Source organism: Tissierella creatinophila DSM 6911, from assembly GCF_001940565.1.
Taxonomy (GTDB): domain Bacteria; phylum Bacillota; class Clostridia; order Tissierellales; family Tissierellaceae; genus Tissierella_A; species Tissierella_A creatinophila.
Map to the genome: position 1 here is coordinate 17,938 of NZ_LTDM01000002.1, position 20,085 is coordinate 38,022.

The 20,085-nt window shown below is 29.3% G+C and carries 19 protein-coding genes; 7 read left to right on the forward strand and 12 right to left on the reverse strand.

Annotated features, from left to right (window positions below):
• Positions 1–53: 53 nt before the first annotated feature.
• A complete protein-coding gene (locus tag TICRE_RS00605) occupies positions 54–704 on the reverse strand; it encodes an SIMPL domain-containing protein (RefSeq protein ID WP_075724100.1) in 651 nt (216 codons plus the stop codon).
• A 71-nt stretch (positions 705–775) separates the two neighbouring features.
• Entirely contained in the window at positions 776–1,657 is an 882-nt protein-coding gene (locus tag TICRE_RS00610) for an EamA family transporter (RefSeq protein WP_075724101.1), read from the reverse strand.
• Positions 1,658–1,866: 209 nt separating this feature from the next.
• Here TICRE_RS00610 and TICRE_RS00615 point away from each other — a divergent pair, with 209 nt between their 5' ends.
• Positions 1,867–3,258 (forward strand): L-cystine transporter, encoded by a 1,392-nt coding sequence (locus tag TICRE_RS00615; RefSeq protein WP_075724102.1) that lies wholly within the window; start codon positions 1,867–1,869, stop codon positions 3,256–3,258.
• Between the two features lies 1 nt (position 3,259).
• On the forward strand, positions 3,260–3,544 hold the full coding sequence (locus TICRE_RS13805; protein ID WP_332881331.1) for a CC/Se motif family (seleno)protein: 285 nt from the start codon (positions 3,260–3,262) through the stop codon (positions 3,542–3,544).
• A gap of 31 nt (positions 3,545–3,575) precedes the next feature.
• Here the strand turns inward: TICRE_RS13805 and TICRE_RS00620 are convergent, their stop codons facing one another.
• From TICRE_RS00620 to TICRE_RS00630, 3 genes are all read right to left on the reverse strand, one after another.
• Positions 3,576–4,577, reverse strand: a complete 1,002-nt coding sequence (locus TICRE_RS00620) for a questin oxidase family protein (protein WP_075724103.1) — start codon at positions 4,575–4,577, stop codon at positions 3,576–3,578.
• A gap of 144 nt (positions 4,578–4,721) precedes the next feature.
• Complete coding sequence (locus tag TICRE_RS00625) at positions 4,722–5,333, reverse strand: superoxide dismutase (RefSeq protein ID WP_075724104.1); 612 nt, start codon at positions 5,331–5,333, stop codon at positions 4,722–4,724.
• A 138-nt stretch (positions 5,334–5,471) separates the two neighbouring features.
• Positions 5,472–6,386 (reverse strand): DMT family transporter, encoded by a 915-nt coding sequence (locus TICRE_RS00630; protein ID WP_233120111.1) that lies wholly within the window; start codon positions 6,384–6,386, stop codon positions 5,472–5,474.
• A 387-nt stretch (positions 6,387–6,773) separates the two neighbouring features.
• Here TICRE_RS00630 and TICRE_RS00635 point away from each other — a divergent pair, with 387 nt between their 5' ends.
• Together TICRE_RS00635 and TICRE_RS00640 are read left to right on the forward strand one after the other, a co-directional pair.
• A complete protein-coding gene (locus TICRE_RS00635; RefSeq protein WP_075724106.1) occupies positions 6,774–7,853 on the forward strand; it encodes a D-alanine--D-alanine ligase family protein in 1,080 nt (359 codons plus the stop codon).
• Positions 7,853–9,235, forward strand: a complete 1,383-nt coding sequence (locus TICRE_RS00640) for a UDP-N-acetylmuramoyl-tripeptide--D-alanyl-D-alanine ligase (protein WP_075724107.1) — start codon at positions 7,853–7,855, stop codon at positions 9,233–9,235. Before TICRE_RS00635 ends, TICRE_RS00640 begins: the two co-directional genes overlap by 1 nt.
• 171 nt (positions 9,236–9,406) lie before the next feature.
• Here the strand turns inward: TICRE_RS00640 and TICRE_RS00645 are convergent, their stop codons facing one another.
• Both TICRE_RS00645 and pgeF read right to left on the reverse strand, forming a co-directional pair.
• Positions 9,407–9,841 (reverse strand): YkvA family protein, encoded by a 435-nt coding sequence (locus TICRE_RS00645; RefSeq protein WP_075724108.1) that lies wholly within the window; start codon positions 9,839–9,841, stop codon positions 9,407–9,409.
• A gap of 73 nt (positions 9,842–9,914) precedes the next feature.
• On the reverse strand, positions 9,915–10,727 hold the full coding sequence (gene pgeF / locus TICRE_RS00650) for a peptidoglycan editing factor PgeF (protein WP_198927445.1): 813 nt from the start codon (positions 10,725–10,727) through the stop codon (positions 9,915–9,917).
• A 155-nt stretch (positions 10,728–10,882) separates the two neighbouring features.
• On the opposite strand from pgeF, the gene TICRE_RS00655 reads away from it, so the two are divergent.
• On the forward strand, positions 10,883–11,080 hold the full coding sequence (locus tag TICRE_RS00655; protein ID WP_075724110.1) for a CsbD family protein: 198 nt from the start codon (positions 10,883–10,885) through the stop codon (positions 11,078–11,080).
• Between the two features lie 74 nt (positions 11,081–11,154).
• Here the strand turns inward: TICRE_RS00655 and TICRE_RS00660 are convergent, their stop codons facing one another.
• The 4 genes from TICRE_RS00660 to TICRE_RS00675 form a co-directional block, all read right to left on the reverse strand.
• Positions 11,155–12,327 carry an ABC transporter permease gene (locus TICRE_RS00660; RefSeq protein WP_075724111.1) on the reverse strand — a complete coding sequence of 391 codons (1,173 nt, stop codon included), beginning with the start codon at positions 12,325–12,327 and terminating at the stop codon, positions 11,155–11,157.
• On the reverse strand, positions 12,314–13,009 hold the full coding sequence (locus tag TICRE_RS00665; RefSeq protein WP_075724112.1) for an ABC transporter ATP-binding protein: 696 nt from the start codon (positions 13,007–13,009) through the stop codon (positions 12,314–12,316). The genes TICRE_RS00660 and TICRE_RS00665 overlap by 14 nt, the downstream gene beginning before the upstream one ends.
• Positions 13,002–13,880, reverse strand: a complete 879-nt coding sequence (locus tag TICRE_RS00670) for an efflux RND transporter periplasmic adaptor subunit (protein ID WP_075724113.1) — start codon at positions 13,878–13,880, stop codon at positions 13,002–13,004. Before TICRE_RS00670 ends, TICRE_RS00665 begins: the two co-directional genes overlap by 8 nt.
• A gap of 73 nt (positions 13,881–13,953) precedes the next feature.
• A complete protein-coding gene (locus TICRE_RS00675) occupies positions 13,954–14,847 on the reverse strand; it encodes a YihY/virulence factor BrkB family protein (RefSeq protein ID WP_084191675.1) in 894 nt (297 codons plus the stop codon).
• Between the two features lie 132 nt (positions 14,848–14,979).
• Between TICRE_RS00675 and TICRE_RS00680 the strand changes: the two genes are divergently transcribed.
• Both TICRE_RS00680 and TICRE_RS00685 read left to right on the forward strand, forming a co-directional pair.
• Positions 14,980–15,414, forward strand: coding sequence for a general stress protein (locus TICRE_RS00680; protein WP_075724114.1), 435 nt, complete (start codon positions 14,980–14,982; stop codon positions 15,412–15,414).
• 138 nt (positions 15,415–15,552) lie between these two features.
• A complete protein-coding gene (locus tag TICRE_RS00685) occupies positions 15,553–18,462 on the forward strand; it encodes an insulinase family protein (protein ID WP_075724115.1) in 2,910 nt (969 codons plus the stop codon).
• A gap of 48 nt (positions 18,463–18,510) precedes the next feature.
• Here TICRE_RS00685 and ilvA read toward each other — a convergent pair whose 3' ends face one another.
• Entirely contained in the window at positions 18,511–19,722 is a 1,212-nt protein-coding gene (ilvA, locus tag TICRE_RS00690) for a threonine ammonia-lyase (protein ID WP_075724116.1), read from the reverse strand.
• Between the last annotated feature and the right edge of the window lie 363 nt (positions 19,723–20,085).

The window sequence follows — 20,085 nt, forward strand, 5'->3', positions numbered from 1 at the left end:
TTATATCATATTTACACAAACAAAAGGTATGAGCCATATCTCATACCTTTTAACTATTTTTCTATTTCCCAAGCTATATCTACTGTATCAGTTGATTTTAAGTCTTCAGGTACTATTGATATGTTCTCACTAATAAAGCTCATGCCTTTTTGTAGGCTTAAAGGGGTGCTATAAAATTTTTCTTCATCTAAACTATAATTTATATTTAGAATCTCACCCAGCCTTACCCCAGAAGCTTCTGCAATAACTATCGCTTTTCTTCTTGAATCTTCTATTGCATTTTTTAACATTTGATTTTTAAATTCAGTTTCATCTTTTAAATTATAAAAAATAGAAAACTCTGGATTAGATTTTGATTTAGTCAGTTCATTTAGAACTCTACCCAGTTTTTGGGAATCATTTTCAAACTCAATCTTAAGTGAATGAATTACTTCATATCCAATAAATTTTCTTTTGTAGTTGTTAAAAGAAGTGGTTTCATTTTCATATTTTGTATCCACATTAAAATTAACAGTTTTTATATCCTCTTTTTCAAATCCTTCACTTTTCAAAGCCCTCCTTATGTTTTCTAAATCTTTATTAGCCATTTCAATAGTCTTTTCATAAGAAGCATTAGAAGATTTTAGATTTATATTTATTTTAATTTGATCTGGAGTCATTGATGCTTTTCCTACACCTTTTACCCTTATAATTCTCTTATCCATATAATATCCCTCCTGATAATCATCTGTATCAATAAAGATACCCATAAAAGGATATTTTAATATACTAATGTCTATTCTATTCCAAGAATAAATATTCCTATCATAATAGCTCCAATAACTGCATACTGCATCTTTGTAAGTTTTTCCTTTAGAAAAATTCTAGAGAGTATTATAGAAACTATACTATATGAAGCAATAAGTGGTGCTGTTACTATAGAATTTTCTGCCATAGCATATACATAAAAAAACTGCCCAAATGTTTCAAACCCAGCAGCAAAAAGTTTTGTTTTTTCTTCTTTAAAAAATATTTTTTCTTTTTTTATAAATCTGATATAAATAAATGCTATTATTCCTACAAGTAAAAATGTAAGTTCATAAGAAATATTTGCATCTGCCTCTGTTAGTATTCTATCTAGATAAAAACCATCTAAAAATGTACCCACCCCATCTATGATGGCATAAAGAATTGGAAATATAATAGCTATGGCACTTATACTATACTTTTTATCTTTATTTTCTTCTACAAGTGTTTCATCTTTTCCTTCTAATTTTGCAAGCAGTATAATCCCTAAAGTAATTATTGTTACAGCAAAAAATTGTAATCTTCCCATAGTTTGTCCTAAAAATAAGAATGTTAAAATTGCAGCAACTGCTCCAGATGAATTACTTAGTGGGGATACTATAGATAGTTCAAGATATCTAAGCCCTACATATCCTATAGTCATAGATATTATATACATAGATGATACAGGTAAGTACTTTATCATATTTATAGGATTATAACTTATACCATTATATAATATATAAGAAACCGCATGAATCCCCATTACAAGTCCTACCATTATGACAATCTTTAAATGACTATATTTATCTTTGGGGTCAGTTCCCATTTTATAAAATAAATCAGCTGTCCCCCAAGATAATAGTGTAATAATTGCAAATATAAACCACATAACTGTCCTCCTCTTTTTTAAAAAACTATAACTATAATATCATAATATTGGAAAATAAAAAAGTATATAAAATTTAAAACTAATACTATATAATATTAATAGACTTGTATTTTCATATCACTATAATGAAAGAGTAAAAGTCGTAAGAGAAGGGTATTATGTTAAAAATATATAATTTTTATATATTAAAATAAAGAGGAGGAAAGTTCATGAATAATACTGTTTTAATACTTATAAATATTTTAGCTATGGCGGCAATTATATATACTTTAATGTTTTTGAAAAAGAGAAACTTTTCATTTACATTTAGAGTTATTCTAGCTATGGTAGTAGGTATAGTCTTTGGTGCAGCTCTTCAAATAATCTATGGTGCATCATCGGATATAGTAGTAGAATCAAACTCTTGGTTTTCTATAGTAGGTACAGGTTATGTTAGGCTTTTAAGGATGATAGTTATTCCCCTAATATTTGTATCTATAACAAGTGCTATAATAAATCAAGAATCTAAAAACCTAGGGAAAATGGCAACTCAAATAATATTGATCTTAGTAATAACAACTGCTATTTCGGCTTTTGTAGGTGCTATGACTTCAAATGCCTTTAACTTGACTGCAAAGGGGCTTTACTCTGGTGAAATCGAAACACAAGCTGGTGAAAGTTTAGAAGAGAGTCTAGAAGAGTATCAGTCTAGACCTATCCAAGAACAAATTGTAGAGATCATTCCTATAAATCCGTTCTATTCTATGACAGGTCAAGGAAATTCTGCTACACTATCTGTTGTTGTATTTGCAGCTTTTGTGGCTATAGCAGCTATTGGTATTCGTAGTATAAAACCAGAATCATCAAAGTTGTTTGCCGACTTAATAAAAGCACTCAATGATGTTGTAATGCGTATGGTTACAATGATTTTAAGACTTACTCCTTATGGCGTTCTAGCTCTTATGACTAGAATGGTATCAACAAGTAATTTTAAAGATATTTTAAGGCTTATAAATTTTGTAATAGCATCTTATGTGGCCTTAATAATAGTATTTATAATTCATTTACTATTATTATTAGCTTTTGGAATAAATCCTGGAATATATTTAAAAAAATCAGCTACCGCTTTAATGTTTGCTTTTAGTTCTAGATCTTCTGCTGGAACACTACCTATAAATATTCAAACTCAAATCGATAAGTTTGGAGTCTCCCCTGGACAAGCTAATCTATCTGCTTCTCTTGGAACTAGTATAGGTCAAAATGGTTGTGCAGGGGTATATCCTGCTATGCTTGCTGTTATGATTGCACCTACTGTGGGTATAGATCCTATGGATCCTACATTCTTAATAAAACTTATTGTAATTACCGCTATAGCTTCATTTGGAATAGCAGGTGTAGGTGGGGGGGCAACTTTTGCAGCTCTTACAGTGCTTTCTTCTATGGGACTACCTGTAGGATTGGTAGGACTTTTAATAGCTATAGAACCTCTTATAGATATGGGTAGAACACTTGTAAATGTAAGTGATTCTATGGTTGCAGGTCTTATATCAAGTAAGCTTATGAATGAACTTGATTTAGAAAGGTATAATAGTAAAGTTTCAAAGAATGTTGAGGAGGGATAAAATGAAAATATCTATTGATGACAAAACAAAAAAGTATCTTACATCAAAAAAAGAAGATTCTATAATTATCTGGCTTGAAGGATGTTCTTCATGAGGCACTAGTGAACCTCAACCATCAGTTAAGATGGGAAAACCTGAAGATGTGGATGATTATGATAAGTATGATGTAGATGATATAAAAGTATATGTTAAATCAGATGTTAAAGCTAAAGAAGACTCATTAAAGATAAAGTATTCTAAAATGCTTTGGGTGGAAAAACTTGTTGTAGAAGGTATTATATTTTAAAAATACTCCCTAGTATCTACTAGGGAGTATTTTAATGATATTTTATTCTTTTAACACTTATATCTTTAAGTTGTTCAATATTATATATTTTATCTAAACATAAGGCTGAATATGTGAGTTTTATATCATGAACATCCGTAGATTTGAGAGATTTTTGTATGATACACTTCCAAGAAAACCCTGTTTCATTTTCTTGCATTTGAGGATAATCCATAATACCCGTAGCTATTAGATTCGTAATTATACATGTGGTAAATATATCCATTGCTTCTTCAAAATCATCATAATAGTCTTTTAAAACAATTAGGGCGTGGAGACTAGTTATGCAATGAAGCACAACTATATTTCTATCTTTGTAAAATAGTGGTATTAATAAATCAAGAAGTGCTCTAATTTTTTCATCGTACTCCCCTTTTAATATAAATCCATTTTTAAGATATATTTCATCATTATATAGCGCCTTTAATCTTTGACCTAATCTATCATTGTTTTCAAGTATTTCTTTAATATGTACACTTCTTGCCAACTTTTTTATTTCTTCTCTTATATCTTTTGGTTCAACTTTTCTTTCAAGTAATCTAGCTTCTCTATAAGCTGTAATATAATATGCTAATCCCCTTGTCAGTTCCTCTTTTAGCTCCGATTTTTCTCTATATCCTTCTACTCCATAAGAAACCCTTATAAGTGTGTGAAATAGTCCTGAGCTCATACCAAGTGGATATTTGTTTAATATATAACTTGTCAATTCTTCTATATTTTTAGTTAGCAATTCTTTTTTTAAAAAATCTAAAGCTCCTTCATATAAATCCCTGTTTCCTAAAGCCTCTTCTATAGAGTTTACATCCTTGTATTCTTTTTTAACCTTATCTATATGAGATTTTTCAAGATACTTTGTAGTAAATTCATCTACAGATTCACTTTCTCCTGATAACTTATATGTTGCCCATTGAGCCATTGGTAAATGGTTTATAAGCGAGCCCATATATGGCGAAAACATTTCTCCTGTCTTGTTTATTATACTTTCGACTGTCATCTCTCTACCTCTCTTTGATGATTATTTTGTATATTACATATAATCTATACCCAGTTATAAAACTTTAAACTCATTTAAATAAATAATCCCAAAGATTAGATATTTTTGCATCTAATCTTTGGGATTTGATTTTAAGACTAATGTTTATTTGTTTGCTTCATTAAATCTTTTTTCTACTTCTTTCCAATTTACAACATTCCAAAAAGCTTCTATATAATCTGGTCTCTTATTTTGATATTTTAAATAATAAGCATGCTCCCATACATCAAGACCCATTAGTGGAAACTTTCCTTCAGAAACTGGACTATCTTGATTTGGAGTTGACATAACTGAAAGTTTTCCATTTTCTAGTACTAACCATGCCCAGCCACTACCAAATCTAGTAGTTGCAGCTTTATTAAATTCTTCTTTAAACTTTTCAAATCCTCCTAAATCCTCTTCAATTCTTTTAGAAAGTTCTCCATCTGGTTTTCCGCCGCCATTTGGTGACATTATCTTCCAGAAAATAGAGTGGTTATAGTGTCCACCCGCATTATTTCTAACTGCAGTTCTTATCTCTTTTGGAACTTCATCTAATTTTTCTAGTAATTCTTTAACGTCCATATCTTGAAGTTTTTCGTGACCTTCTAAAGCATTATTTGCGTTATTTATATATGCTTGATGGTGCTTAGTATGATGGATCTCCATTGTTTTAGCATCTATATAAGGTTCTAATGCATCGTATGCATAATCTAATTCTGGTAATTTAAAAGTCATTTAATATCTCTCCTTTTATTTATATGATTGTTTTAAAAGCTTCTATCTATTATTATATATATCCATTTTTCTAATTGATAAACATTATCATCTAATTTTATTTAAAAATCCTAGAATTTTTCTAGGATTTAAAGTAATCTAGATTAAAAATAAAACTCCTACACCTAATACAGAAAGTACTGCTCCTAATATTTCTTTAGCAGTTATCTTTTCTTTATAAATTATTATGGAAAAAGGTATTATGATTATAGGCATTATAGATATAATGGTAGCTGATACTCCAGCTGTTGTATATTGAAGTGAAATAAGCTGAAGAGACACTCCTAAAAATGGGCCGAGGATAGCTCCAACTGCTATTAAAATCATCGCTCTTTTATCTTTTAGAGCCTCTTTTAAATCTGACCATCTATTTAAGAATAAAAATAGAATTACAAAAGAAAAAAATCCAGATATAATCCTTATTTGAGTTGAAGCAAATGCATTATAGCCATTCATACCAACTTTACTAAAAATAGTTCCTACTGATTGTCCTATAGCACCTAAAAAAGCATATATTAAACCTTTTATAGAATGAGTAAATTTAAATTTTCGCTCTCCAGTATCTTTGCTAAGTATAACTAAAGCTATGCCTAAAAATGTAACAAACATTCCAAGTACACCTAATATAGAAACTTTTTCTTTTAAAAATATAAATCCTAAAAGTGCAGTAAGAGGTGGGCTTGATGCTAATATAAGTAGTGAAATTCTAGTTCCTATCTCTATATAAGCTTGAAAAAGAAATAAATCACCCAGAAAAAACCCAATAGCTCCAGATATACTAAGCCATGTCCAGTTATGAAGTGTTGCATCTACCGGAAAGAAATGCCCTCTAACAAAATATGTAAATATACTAATAAATAAAAATCCAAACACAAGTCTTATAAAATTAACTGCAAGTGAACCAACTCTTTTTCCTGCAGATTCAAAAAACATTCCCATCACAGCCCAACAAATCGCCGTAGTTAAAGCTGCTATTTCTCCTATTTTAGAACTTATCAATTTTTCATTCCTCACTTTTTATGTATTTTTATAACCAATAACTTTGTTCTTTATGATGTCTTTCATAACCATTTTGCTCTTTCGCATTATTATATGATATCATCTTTCTTTAAAATATAAAAGAATATTTTAAATCGTGATAGATACTCTTTCAGGTATACTATAGAAAGCTACACACCCTTATGTTTTGATTCTTAGCCGTATAAAATATGCTAAAATTAATAAAACTATCATATATTAGTTTATAGTTGATACTTTTATCTAATTAGCAAATAATATCGTAAAAGAATAGTATTCTTTCTTATAAAGTATTATAATTGTATAAGATATCTATAAAATTAATTCTAAAGCCTTGAACTGTAATATTATATATAAAAAAACAATTTATTAGGGGGAAAATATATGAAGACAAATCTGTACGTATTATATGGTGGTAGATCTATCGAACATGAGATCTCTATTATATCTGCCACTGCTGTTTTAAATGCAGTAGATAAAAGTAAATACAATGTATATCCAGTATTTATAACTAAAGAGGGACAATGGTGTCCATTTGGAAAACTAAATAACAATATAGAAAAAGAAAAAGAATTGGAACTCTCTAGCGATAAATCTATAACTCAATCCATGGGAGATTTTATAAAATCAATAGATGGTAATGAAAAAAATATAGTATTTCCAGTCCTTCATGGTAATAATGGAGAAGATGGTACAGTCCAAGGATTATTAGAATTGATAGACATTCCTTATGTAGGAAATGAAGTCCTATCTTCTGCTCTCTGCATGGATAAAACTATGACAAGTGATATTTTAAATGCACATAATATACCACAAGCACGTTACACAAGTATAAAAAAATATCAATGGGATAAAGATTTAGAATCTACATTAGATAATTTACTTAATGATGTTAATTTACCTGTATTTGTTAAACCTGCTAATGCTGGTTCAAGTGTTGGAATTAGCAAAGCTACAACTCGAGATGAATTAATAGATAGTATTAATTTAGCATTTACCTATGATGTTAAGCTCTTGATTCAAGAAGAAGTTGTAGGAAAGGAAGTTGAAACTTGTATAATAGGAAATAATTATCCAAAAGCTTCTCTTTCCGGGGAGCTTGAGATGGAAGATGCTTTTTATGATTACGAAGCTAAATATATTAAAAAAGCTGCCGTGCCAGTTATTCCAGCTAAATTAGATATTGAAACAAGTAAAAGAGTAAGAGAAATAGCTCTTAAAACATATGAAATATTGGACTGTAGAGGAATTGCTAGAGTAGATATATTTGTAACTCCTGAAAATAAAATCCTAGTAAATGAGATCAATACTATGCCTGGATTTACTTCAATAAGTATGGCTCCAATGTTATGGCAAAAAACTGATGAATCTAGTTTTAAAGATCTTGTAGAAAGGCTTATTGATTATGCTCTTGAAAGATATGATGAAAAAACTTCGATCTCAAAGGTAAAGGTGACTAATTAATGATAAAAAAAGATTTGCAAACAATAGAAAAACTTTCAGAAGGAAATGGACTTTTAGAGAAGTTTTATAAAATTAAAATTTCTGGAGTTTCCACTGACACTAGAGAAATAGTAGATGGAAATCTATTTGTTCCTCTTGTAGGAGAAAATTTTGATGGGCATAAGTTTTTAGATAAAGCCATAGAAAATGGTGCTGTAGCTTGTCTTTGGCAAAAAGATATTCCCCTGCCCGATATAGACTTTCCATTTATATTAGTTAACGATACTTTAAAGGGAATACAAACTCTAGCTAAAAACTATAGAAACTCTTTAAAAGATATAAAGATTATAGGTATAACAGGGAGCAATGGCAAGACATCCACTAAGGATATTATGGATGGTATCCTCTCTACTAAATACAAAACTCAAAAGACTATGGGAAACTTAAATAACCATATAGGCGTTCCTCTTACTCTTCTTTCACTGGATGAAGATACAGAAGTTGGTATAGTGGAAATGGGTACAGATGGATTTGGTCAGATAGAAGTTATTACAAATTTAGCTCATCCTGATATGGCTTTGATCACTAATATAGGTGCATCTCATTTAGACTTGCTAGAGACAGTGGAAAATGTGGCCCGTGCTAAATTTGAAATACTAGATGGATTAAAAAAAGATGGACTATTTATATATAATAATGATGATAAAACAATTGAAAAGGTTATAAAAGAATACAATATAAAACAGAGGATTCTAAACTTCGGTCAAAAAGATTCTAGCGACTTTAAAGTAGAATTACTAGAAGAGGGAATGGACGGGATTAAGTTTAGTATAAAGGAAAATAATGAACTTCATAAACTCCATATACCTATGATAGGTCGTCACAATATATATAATGCTGCTGTATGCATCATAGTAGCTAGAGAATTAGGCATATCGTATGAGGATATACAAAAGGGATTATATAATATTAATGCAACCCAAATGAGAAATGAAATTATAGAAAGAGAAAATTTCACCATATTAAACGATGCATATAAATCCAATCCCGATAGTCTATTAGCTGCATTAGATACACTATATAGTATTGATGGATATAAGCATAAGGCCGTTGTACTTGGAGATATGCTTGATTTAGGTGAAGATATAGTCAAACTTCATAGAGAAGTAGGTTCCAAGATAGATTCTACTAAAGTAGAAAAAATATTTACTATAGGTGAATTAGGAAAACATATAGGTGAGGCAGCTAAGAGCAACTTTAAAGAAAAGAATATCTATCACTCTGAAACTAAAGAAGATTTAGAGGCTTCTATCTTACAAAATATAGAAAAAGATACTTTGATATTAATAAAAGCATCTAGGGCTGTAGCATTAGAAGATGTTATAAAAAAATTGATAAAATAGTAGTTTTAGATATATTATCTCTCAATCAAACAATAAAAATATATCCTAAAAAAACTGGCTTCTATATTTTATAGAAGCCAGTTTTTTTAAAAACCATTTACTATTTCATAAAGTAAATTTAGTAGCCTCATATTATACTATTAAATTTATGCTTAAACTTAAAAAACTTATTTAGCTTAAATCTATATAAATTGTTTCATCCTTACCATCTTCCATATCTATTGATCCATTCTCACTCTTCCACTTTTTATAAGTTTCTAGTTCATCTTTTATCTTTTTTATTACGTAGGCTAATACCAATATATCATCTACATATTTTAATGGTATAAACTTAGGTATAATACTTATCGGGCTTAAAATATATAAAAACCCTACAACTATTATAGTTAAACTCTCTTTAGATAAATCTTTATAATCTCCATTTTTCCAGTCTATAAGCATTTCTATTGTGAGTTTTAAATCAGATCCAACTGTTTCAAATATTTTACTATCTTTTATCTTTTCACTAAACTCATCTATAAGTTGCCCTAACTTTTCATTATCATCATAAAAGGTTTTAGCTCTCTCGCTGAATTCATTTTTTATTTCTTCAAAGTCGATTTTCAATTTGTCACCCCATTTTATTTTATTTTATTTTATTAATAATTTACCCGTACAACTTATATTTAATCCTTAAAACTTACTTTAGTTCCATGATCGCAGCAAGACTTCCTGTCTTTTTATTATCTCCTCTGTGAGAGAAAAATATGTCTTTATTGCATTTTGTACATATATTACTTACTGTTATATTTTCCTCTAAGACACCCATCTCTATAAACTGATCTTTATTTAAAGCCCATAGATCAAGCATAAATTTCCCATTATCTTTTTTATAAAAATAATCTTTTGCATTTGCAAATTTTTCATTTATTACTTCTATAACTTCTTCTCCAACTTCAAAACAGCATTTACCAATGGAGGGTCCTATTCCTATAAGTATATCATTTGGATTTGTACCATAAGTTTTTATCATCTTTTTAAGAGTTTTTTGACCTATTTTACTTACAGTTCCTTTCCATCCAGCATGAGTAAGACCTATAGCTTTATTTACTGGATCTAAGAAAAAAAGAGGTACGCAGTCTGCATAAAAGGTAACTAGTGCTACCTTTCTTTTATTTGTTATAAAACCATCTGTATCTACTATATCTGTTTCTCTGGTTAGCCCCTTTCCCCTATCTTCTTCATCTACTTCCATTATATTATCTTTATGAACTTGATGTGTCAAAACTAAGTTTTCTATATTTATTCCTAAACTTTTAGTAAATATTTTATAATTGTTTAATATATTCTCTCGTGTATCTTTCTTTTTAACCCCTAAATTTAAACTATTTAAATTTCCAGTACTAACTCCTCCAAGTCTTGTTGAAAAACCATGTTTTACAAGATCAGTTTTCTCAAAAGATTCTATAGTATAGTAAACTAAATTGTTATCTTCATTTTTTATAAACGGCAAAAATACCACCTCATTTAATTAATATTTGTATTTAATTATATCATACAATAAAAGACAAATAGAATAAATCTACATTTTTTGATTATATTAGTTATCCTTGGGTAAGTTATATAATAAGAAACTTTCAAAATAAAATTTATAGGAGGCTATTACTAATGAATAAAGATATTTTTGAAGGAAACTGGAAACAATTTAAAGGAAAGGCTAAGAAAAACTGGGGAAAACTTACAGATGATGATCTAGATGTAGTAGAAGGAAATTCTGATATATTAGCTGGAAAAATTCAAGAAAGATATGGCATTACAAAAGATGAAGCTAAAAAACAAATTGATGAGTATAAGTGGAATGACTAAAAAGTTTCTTTTAATATAGTATATAGAAAAAGCACTTCATTTTGAAGTGCTTTTTCTATATTTATAATCTTAAACTATAATGTTCTAAGAGCATCAATAGGGTTTAGTTTACTCGCTTTTCTTGCTGGTGCATATCCAAAGACTATCCCTACAACAGATGAAAATCCAATCGCTATAAATATAGTCATAGCAGAAACTGAAAAAGGATATCCTATAGTTTTTGCAGCTACATATGCTATTAAAAGTCCCAATAAAAGACCAAATAATCCACCAAATAGAGATAGAAATATCGATTCCAATATAAATTGTAATTGTATTCTATTGGGCTCGGCACCTAGTGCTTTTCTAAGACCTATTTCTGATGTTCTCTCAGTTACTGAGACTAGCATCATATTCATTATGCCAATTCCACCTACTAAAAGAGAAATAGATGCTATCCCTGCAAGTAAAAGTGTCATAAGTCCAGTAATATCATCTATAGCGTCTATAATATCCTCAAAATTAAATACGAAATAAGCATTGTCTTTATAATTAAACGCTCTATTTAAAATTAATTTTATATCTTCAATAATTTCATCTGATTTAGAACTATCCTTCATATATATATCTGCTTCATTTATATTTCTAGTACTAAGTGTGGTTATGGCAGTAGTATAAGGTATGAATATAGAATCATTATTTGATGAAAAATCAAACTCACTACCTGGCTTTAAAGTTCCTATTACTTTAAAACTTAAACCATTTATCTTTATATCTTTACCTATAGGGTTCTGATTTAAAAATATGTCTCTATTTATGCCACTTCCCAATACAGCAACTTTGGTTTTTCTTTCTAAATCTAAAGGATTAAACCCTCTTCCAAAATTTATATCTTCACTGCTTTCTTCAAAAAATATATTATTTCTCCCCTTTATATCTATATCTTTCATAGCCATTCCATTAGCAGCTATAGATACTTTGCTGGTAATGGTAGGAGAGACTCCCTTTATATTGTCTATCTGGCTTAAACTTTCTAAATCTTTATCATTTAATCCTTTCTTTAATGGTGTTCCTGGTGCTTGTATTGTTATAGTATTTGCTCCAAGACTTGAAACCTGATTTGTAACCTCATCTGTAGCCCCTTGTACAATAGTTATAAGAGATATTATTGAGGCTACACCTATTACAATTCCTAGAACAGTTAAAAAAGATCTAACTTTATTGCTTATTATATTATCCCATGACATTTTTATACTATCTTTTATCATAGAATTCACCGCTTTCTGTTATCTTCCCGTCAACTATATTTAGTATTCTATCACCATATTGAGCTATACTTTTATCATGAGTTATCATGATTATAGTTCTGCCTTCTTTATTTAATTCCTTAAATAATTCTAAAATCTTTATACCTGTTTCTTGATCTAAAGCTCCGGTAGGTTCGTCAGCTAATAGTATAGACGGTTCGGTTGATATAGCACGAGCTATAGCAACTCTTTGTTGCTGACCTCCAGATAATTGAGTAGGTAGATTATTAGCCTTATCTCCTAGCCCTACTTTTGAAAGTATTTCCCTGGAAATTTCTTTTCTTCTATTTAAATTTACACCTGCATAAATCAATGGTAGTTCTACATTTTTAGCAGCTGTCAGTTTAGGAAGTAATTGAAATGATTGAAATATAAAACCTATCTCTTTATTTCTTATATTTGCAAGTTCTTTTTCATTTAGTCCAGCTACTTTCTTATCTGATAAGATATATTCTCCCTTAGTTGGAGTATCTAAACATCCTATTATATTCATAAGAGTTGATTTTCCAGAGCCCGATGGCCCTAAAATAGTGACAAATTCTCCAGTATTTATAGATATACTGACATTATCTAGTGCAACTACTTTTTCAGACCCCATCTCATAGATCTTAGTAATATTTTTCATATCAAGTATTTTACTCATCCTTGTTCACCTCAGAGTCATCTGAACGCCTTACTCCTTCAGGTGGTCCAAAGTTATTGGTTTCTACTTTAGGTATAAATACTTTATCTCCTATTTCAAGTCCTGATTTTATTTCTACATTTACACCATCAGTAATCCCAATTTCTATTTCTTTTTCTTTTACACTTTTATCTTTCTTTATATTTACATAAGGGGTGTTGTCATTTCTAAATTCTATAGAATTCATGGGCAATATTTTAGTATTATTTGATTCTTCATTTAACACTTTAGCTTCAGCACTCATTCCTACTCTTATACCCTCTTCACTCTCTACTGATATCAAAGTTTCAAAAAATGTCACACCATTCATATATACTCCCTGCTTTGAAATATCAACTATTTCACCTTTAAATATTTTATCCAGTGCGTTTACTGTTACTTCTACTTTAGTTCCTACTTTTATTGAATTTAAATCATATTCATCTACTTTTACTTTTAATTCTAACTCATTATAGTCAACTATTTCGATTATCTCAGTTCCAGGAGATATCTGAGCATTTTCTTCTACCCCTATCTTAGAAATTTCTCCAGATATATCAGCTTTTACATTTTGCCCAGTTGAGCTTTTATATATTACATCTCCTTTTTCTACCTTTTCACCCTTTTCTACTAAAAACTCACTTACTTGAAGAGGTAGTTCTGCAAATATAGTGCTTTTATTCTTAGCTTCAATGCTTCCTGAGAAGTTATAGTAAGTAGATATATCTCCCTCTTTTACTTCGATTTCTTCCCCTTGTATCTCTTTGTTGCCAGTAAGTCTGAAAATTAAAAACATAGCTAAAGCAACAATTGCAATTCCTATAACCCATTTTGACACATTCTTTTTATTCAACTTTTTTTCCTCCAATTTTTCCAATTCTATAAACTTTTGAAACCATAGAAAAACAAAATCATTCAAATACCTTTTATTTTTCTATCATCCTTATCCTTTTGCTCTTCTTATCCTTCATAGATAGAAGTGTTGCATTTACTTCTGCACCTAATACTATTACTATGCTACTCATATAAAGCCATATTAAAAACACTATGACTCCTCCAAGACTTCCATAAGTTTTAGAATAACTTCCAAAATTACTTACATAGAATGAAAATGTAATTGATAATACAATCCAAAGCAAACTTGCAAATATAGCACCCGGAATACTCTCTGAAAACTTTATCTCTATGCCTTCTTTTACAGATGGGGAATATTTATAAAGTATAGTAATTGACAAAACCATAAAAACTAATGGAATTAAAAACTTTAATATCTTCCATATGATAACTGTTGGCCATGTATAAGAAATAAATAAAGCATTAAATATGACTTCACCAAATATTAAAACAGTAAAAGCAATTATAAGAATTAAAAATAATCCTATTGTAAATAATATAGATAGACCTCTAAGTTTTATATATGGTCTATCTTCATCTAAATCAAGAGCTCTATTTACTGCTTTCATAACAGCCATAACTCCATTTGAAGAAGACCAAATACTTCCTATAGCACCAAATGATAAAAGTGCAATGCTTCCATCTTTTATTATATTATTTATAAGATCATATAATAGTTTACCTGTTTCTCCTGGCAATGGTGATAAAAGCTTTTGAAGTACATTTACATCAGCAAGTGGAGTAAATTGTAGTATACTTAAAAAAAATATAATAAAAGGAAATATAGCCAAAGTTAAATAATAAGCTAACTGGGCTCCAATTGCTGTTACCCCATCGTCATCGAATCTAAATAGAAGTTGTTCAATGAAGATAATCCACTTTTTATCTCCATATTTTTTACGTAGTTTATCCATAATTTTATCCATAAAATCACCACCTAATTTATTTTATTATAAATCTTATACCCCTATAAGGATTTTCTTATTCATATCTATGCTTAATAACAAGTTCATAAGGGTATATTTATAATAATTCATAAATAGAAAGGGGCTTTAAATATGATGGAAAACAAAGTAGAACTTTTTGATAATGAACTTGAGGTTATAAAGAGAATAGATGATTTAAAAAGAGAAGGATATGAAGAAGATGATATGTATATAATAGTAGATGATGATGAAGAAATTTCAATGCTAAAGGGTTACACAGGCGTTATGATAAAACAAGAAGATGATTCGCTATTTGATAGATTTAAAAGTTTTTTAAAAGGAAATGATTCTGTAATAGATGCTTTTAATAAAATGGATTTAGATGAAAAATATAGAGATGATTGTTATGAAGAAGTACAAAATGGAAAAATACTTCTTATGGTAAATAAAAATTATGAGAGTAAATTTGAACTAACTGAAGATGGGCTCATTATCCCAACAGAAAATTTAGAATCTGAAGTATTACGAGAGGATTTTCAAACTCAAGACGATTTACACGATAAGTAGAAAAGTATTCCAAGGATGCTCTTTTCTTAGTTTCGTTTTAGAAAAAGAAGAGAGCATCTTATATTGTCTATTAAACAAAATAGTATATAATAATAGGTATTCATTGGAAATTTAATTAAACAAACAGGAGGTAATAATTTGAATTTTGAAATAGGTAAAATATATAATGGCTTTAAACTTTTAGAAGAAAAGAATGTTAAAGAAGTAAATTCTATCTCAAGGCTTTTCACTCATGAAAAAACTGGTGCAAAGCTTATTTATTTATCAAATGAAGACAATAATAAAGTATTTACTATAGGATTTAGAACACCACCAGAAGATAGCACCGGAGTTCCTCATATAATTGAACACTCAGTTTTATCTGGTTCTACAAAATATAGAACAAAAGAACCATTTATGGATTTGATAAAGGGTTCACTTCAAACTTTTTTAAATGCTATGACCTACCCTGATAAAACAATTTATCCTGTAGCAAGTAGAAACGATAAAGACTTTCAAAATTTAATGGATGTATATCTTGATTCAGTATTCAACCCTAGGATTTATGAAATGCCTGAAATATTTATGCAAGAAGGTTGGCATTATGAAATCATGGATAAAGATAGCCCTATAGAATATAAAGGGGTAGTTTACAATGAAATGCGTGGAGCATATTCTTCAGCAGAATCTCTTTTAGGTGAAAGAATATCTCAATCACTATTTCCTGATACGATCTATAGACACTCTTCAGGGGGTGATCCATATATTATACCAGAGCTAACGCATGAGAACTTCTTAAAGTTTCATACTAAATACTATCATCCTTCAAATAGTTATATTTATCTATATGGAGATGGAGATGTATTAGAACATCTATCATATATCGATAAAGAATATTTAAGTAATTTTGATAAAAAAGAAATAGATACAGAAATACCAATTCAAAATGCTATAAAAAACGATTTAGTAGAATACTATCCTATAGCTCAAGATGAAAGTGATGAAAATAAAGACTATCTATCTTTAAATTTCGTAATTGGTAAAGCAACTGATAAAAAAGATAGTTTGATGAATGAAATATTAAATGATGTGCTTATAAACTCTACTGCAGGCCCTATAAAAGAAGCACTTTTAGATGCTGGAATTGGAGAAGATATAATAGGTTCTTCATCTGGAGGCATTCAGCCTGCCTTCAGTATAATAGCTAAAAATGCAAGCGAAAACCAAAAAGATAAGTTTAAAGAAGTAATATTTAATACTTTAAACAAACTCATAAAAGAAGGTATAGATAAAAAGTTAATAGAAGCTACCATAAATAAATTAGAATATAGTTTAAGGGAAGCTGGTGGATATGCTACAGTAGGTATAGTCTATGGTTTTAATATATTTGACACATGGCTATATGATGGAGATCCTCTAGCTAATTTAGAATATGAAGAAACTATTAAATTTTTTAGAGAAGCTTTAAAAACAAATTACTATGAAGACTATATACAAAAAAACTTTATAGAAAACAATCATCAATCTCTAGTAATTTTAAAACCTCAAAAAGGGCTTGCTGAAGAAAAAGATAAAATAATAGAAGAACAACTAGCCTCCTATAAGGCCTCATTAACCGCTGATGAACTAGATGCATTGATAGAGGAAAATAAGGCACTTGAAAAATTTCAGCTTTCTGAAGATACTATAGAAGATAAAAATACTATACCAAAACTTTTAATAGAAGATGTAAATAATAAACCTTTACAAATAGATCAAGATATATACGAAAAAGATGTTACAATACTTCATCACGACTTATTTACAAGTGGAATTATTTATTTAGATTTAGTGTTTGATTTAAAACACATAGAAAAAGATTTGGTGCCCTATGTAAGCTTATTGGCTCAAATAGTAGGAAGTGTAGATACTAAAAACTATAGCTATGGAGATCTATCTAATGAAATCTATATAAATACTGGCGGAATCTATCTAAATATATCTGCCCTATCAGATAAGAAGAGCGATGATTTCTATCCTAAATTAATGTTAACAAGTAAGGTAATAAGACAGAAAACTACTGAACTTTTTAATCTTATTAAAGAACTTATAACAAATACAAAACTTGAAGATAAAAAGAGGATAAAAGAAATAATAAATCAAATAAAATCTAGAATTGAAATGAATATATACAGTTCTGGTCATGCAGTAGCTTCTGGAAGAGTGACATCATATTTTTCTAAACCAGGTAAATACTTAGAACTCATATCTGGCCTTGATTTCTTATGGTTTATTGAAGATTTAGCTCAAAACTTTGACGACAAATCTGATAGCATATTAGAAAATCTTCAAAAAGCTTATGATTTAGTATTTAATAAAAATGGTTTAATAGTAAATGTTACAGGTGAAAAAGAGGATTTAGAACTAGTAAAGAAAAACTTAAATATTGTAAAAGATGTATTAAACGAAGAAAAATATGAAGAAAAGATTATAGATTTAAGTGTAGAAAAGTTAAATGAGGGTATTCTATCTTCATCCAATGTTCAATATGTTTCTAAAGGATATAATTTAAAACAATTAGGATACGAATACAATGGAAATATGTCGGTTCTTTCTACTATACTAAGTAGAGACTATCTTCATAACTGGATTCGTGCAAAGGGTGGAGCATATGGTGCGGGTATAAGTTTTAATCTTAAAGGTGATGTATCAACTTACTCATATAGAGATCCCAACCTTGTAGAAACACTTAAAGTATATGATAATTTAGGTGAATATCTTAAAAATCTAATTTTAACTAAAGATGATCTTACAAATTATATAATAGGAACTATGAATAAACTAGATCCACCACTAACTGCTTCTCAAAAAGGACAAATTGGTCTTAGCAGATATATAACCCATTTAGAATATGGAGATGTAAAAAAACAAATGGAAGAAGTTTTATCTACTACTGAAGAACAAATTAAGTCCTACGCAAAATTACTTGAAAAAATAATGCAACAAAATTATCTATGTGTATTTGGAAATGAAACAAAAATAAAGCAAAATAAAGATGTATTTTTAAATTTAGTACCACTAAAAAAATAAAGATATCAAAATGAGCGATAAAATTATCGCTCATTTTGTTAAGTAAAATTAATGTCCCATATTAAGTCTGTTTATTTCATATCCTTCTTTATTTAAGGCTTCTATAATCTTTTCTATATGTTCTTCACCATTTGTCTCTGCCGTTACTTGAAGTTCAACATCGTGAAATCTATCAAGGTTTTTAAACTGATTGTGATCAAGTTTTATTACATTGGCATTTGAATCTGCCAATATTTGTGAAACATTTACAAGTTGTCCTGGCTTATCTGGAAGACTTATTGAGAAGCTAAATATTCTACCCCTTTGTATGAGCCCTTTACTTATCATTGAAGAAATAGTTAAAACATCTATATTGCCTCCACTTACTATAGCTACTATTTTCTTTCCCTTAGCTTTTATCTTTTTAAGTCCTGCCACAGCTAATATCCCAGCATTCTCAGCTATAATCTTATGTTTTTCTACCAATAGTAAAAATGACTCCATAAGTTCATAATCAGAAACTGTTATTATTTCATCTACATATTTACATATATAGTCAAAGTTTACATCCCCTATTTTCTTTACGGCCGCTCCATCTGCTATTGTAATGGCTTCATCTAATTCTACAATCTTTCCCTCTTCCATACATTTACTTGCACATGCTGCACCTTCTGGTTCAACCCCTATTATCTTTACTTCTGGGTTTTTGAGTTTAGCTGCTGCAGCAATCCCAGAAACTAGTCCTCCTCCCCCTAGAGGTACTAATATTATATCTGTATCGGGAAGTTCTTCTAACACTTCTAATGCAATACTACCTTGACCTTCTATTATATCTTCATCATTAAATGGATGTATAAAAGTATATCCACATTCTTGTTGAAGCTCTAAAGCCTTCTTATGAGCATCATCATATACTTCTCCATGTAAAACTACTTCTGCCCCATATTCTCTCGTTGCCTGCACCTTTATTAAAGGAGTATATTTAGGCATTACAATTGTGGATTTGAGACCTAATTTTTGGGCAGCTAATGCTACCCCTTGAGCATGATTGCCCGCAGATGATGATATTACGCCTTTTTCTTTTTCTTCTTTAGGGAGTTTTGATATTTTATTATAGGCTCCCCTTATTTTAAATGATCCTGTTCTTTGCAAGTTTTCAGGTTTTATAAAAACTTCATTTCCAGTTTCTTTTGAAAATATTGTGCTATATATAAGTTCTGTCCTAGTAATTACTGTTCCAAGTCTTTCTCTAGCTTCCATAAAATCATATAATCTTAACATCTACTCAGCTCCTTTTTAGCATTAAAAAATCCCTAGTATATAAAAATATACTAGGGACGAGATTATCGTGGTACCACCCATGTTTACACTTAGTTTAAGTGCCTTTAAGGCCCAAAGATTTTACTTTTAGCCCGAGCCATATAACGGTGGCGCATCTTTAAAAAAAGATTACCGATAAAAACTACTTTTAATATTTCGTCTTTATAGCCTTAGAGGGATCATTATACATCTTTAATACTGATTCTCACCAAGTATCAGCTCTCTGTAATTAAATTTTTTGTACTTTTATCTCTAAGATAACTTTTGTTTATTAAATTATTATTATCTTATTACATTTTATTCTAAATTGCAAGAGTTTTTTAA

What these genes read in the sequence shown, in the direction of transcription:
- TICRE_RS00605 (WP_075724100.1), bottom strand. Translation starts at nt 704, where the DNA reads ATGGATAAGAGAATTATAAGGGTAAAAGGTGTAGGAAAAGCATCAATG.
- TICRE_RS00610 (WP_075724101.1), bottom strand. Translation starts at nt 1,657, where the DNA reads ATGTGGTTTATATTTGCAATTATTACACTATTATCTTGGGGGACAGCT.
- TICRE_RS00615 (WP_075724102.1), top strand. Translation starts at nt 1,867, where the DNA reads ATGAATAATACTGTTTTAATACTTATAAATATTTTAGCTATGGCGGCA.
- TICRE_RS00620 (WP_075724103.1), bottom strand. Translation starts at nt 4,577, where the DNA reads ATGACAGTCGAAAGTATAATAAACAAGACAGGAGAAATGTTTTCGCCA.
- TICRE_RS00625 (WP_075724104.1), bottom strand. Translation starts at nt 5,333, where the DNA reads ATGACTTTTAAATTACCAGAATTAGATTATGCATACGATGCATTAGAA.
- TICRE_RS00635 (WP_075724106.1), top strand. Translation starts at nt 6,774, where the DNA reads ATGAAGACAAATCTGTACGTATTATATGGTGGTAGATCTATCGAACAT.
- TICRE_RS00640 (WP_075724107.1), top strand. Translation starts at nt 7,853, where the DNA reads ATGATAAAAAAAGATTTGCAAACAATAGAAAAACTTTCAGAAGGAAAT.
- TICRE_RS00655 (WP_075724110.1), top strand. Translation starts at nt 10,883, where the DNA reads ATGAATAAAGATATTTTTGAAGGAAACTGGAAACAATTTAAAGGAAAG.
- TICRE_RS00660 (WP_075724111.1), bottom strand. Translation starts at nt 12,327, where the DNA reads ATGATAAAAGATAGTATAAAAATGTCATGGGATAATATAATAAGCAAT.
- TICRE_RS00665 (WP_075724112.1), bottom strand. Translation starts at nt 13,009, where the DNA reads ATGAGTAAAATACTTGATATGAAAAATATTACTAAGATCTATGAGATG.
- TICRE_RS00675 (WP_084191675.1), bottom strand. Translation starts at nt 14,847, where the DNA reads ATGGATAAAATTATGGATAAACTACGTAAAAAATATGGAGATAAAAAG.
- TICRE_RS00680 (WP_075724114.1), top strand. Translation starts at nt 14,980, where the DNA reads ATGATGGAAAACAAAGTAGAACTTTTTGATAATGAACTTGAGGTTATA.
- ilvA (WP_075724116.1), bottom strand. Translation starts at nt 19,722, where the DNA reads ATGTTAAGATTATATGATTTTATGGAAGCTAGAGAAAGACTTGGAACA.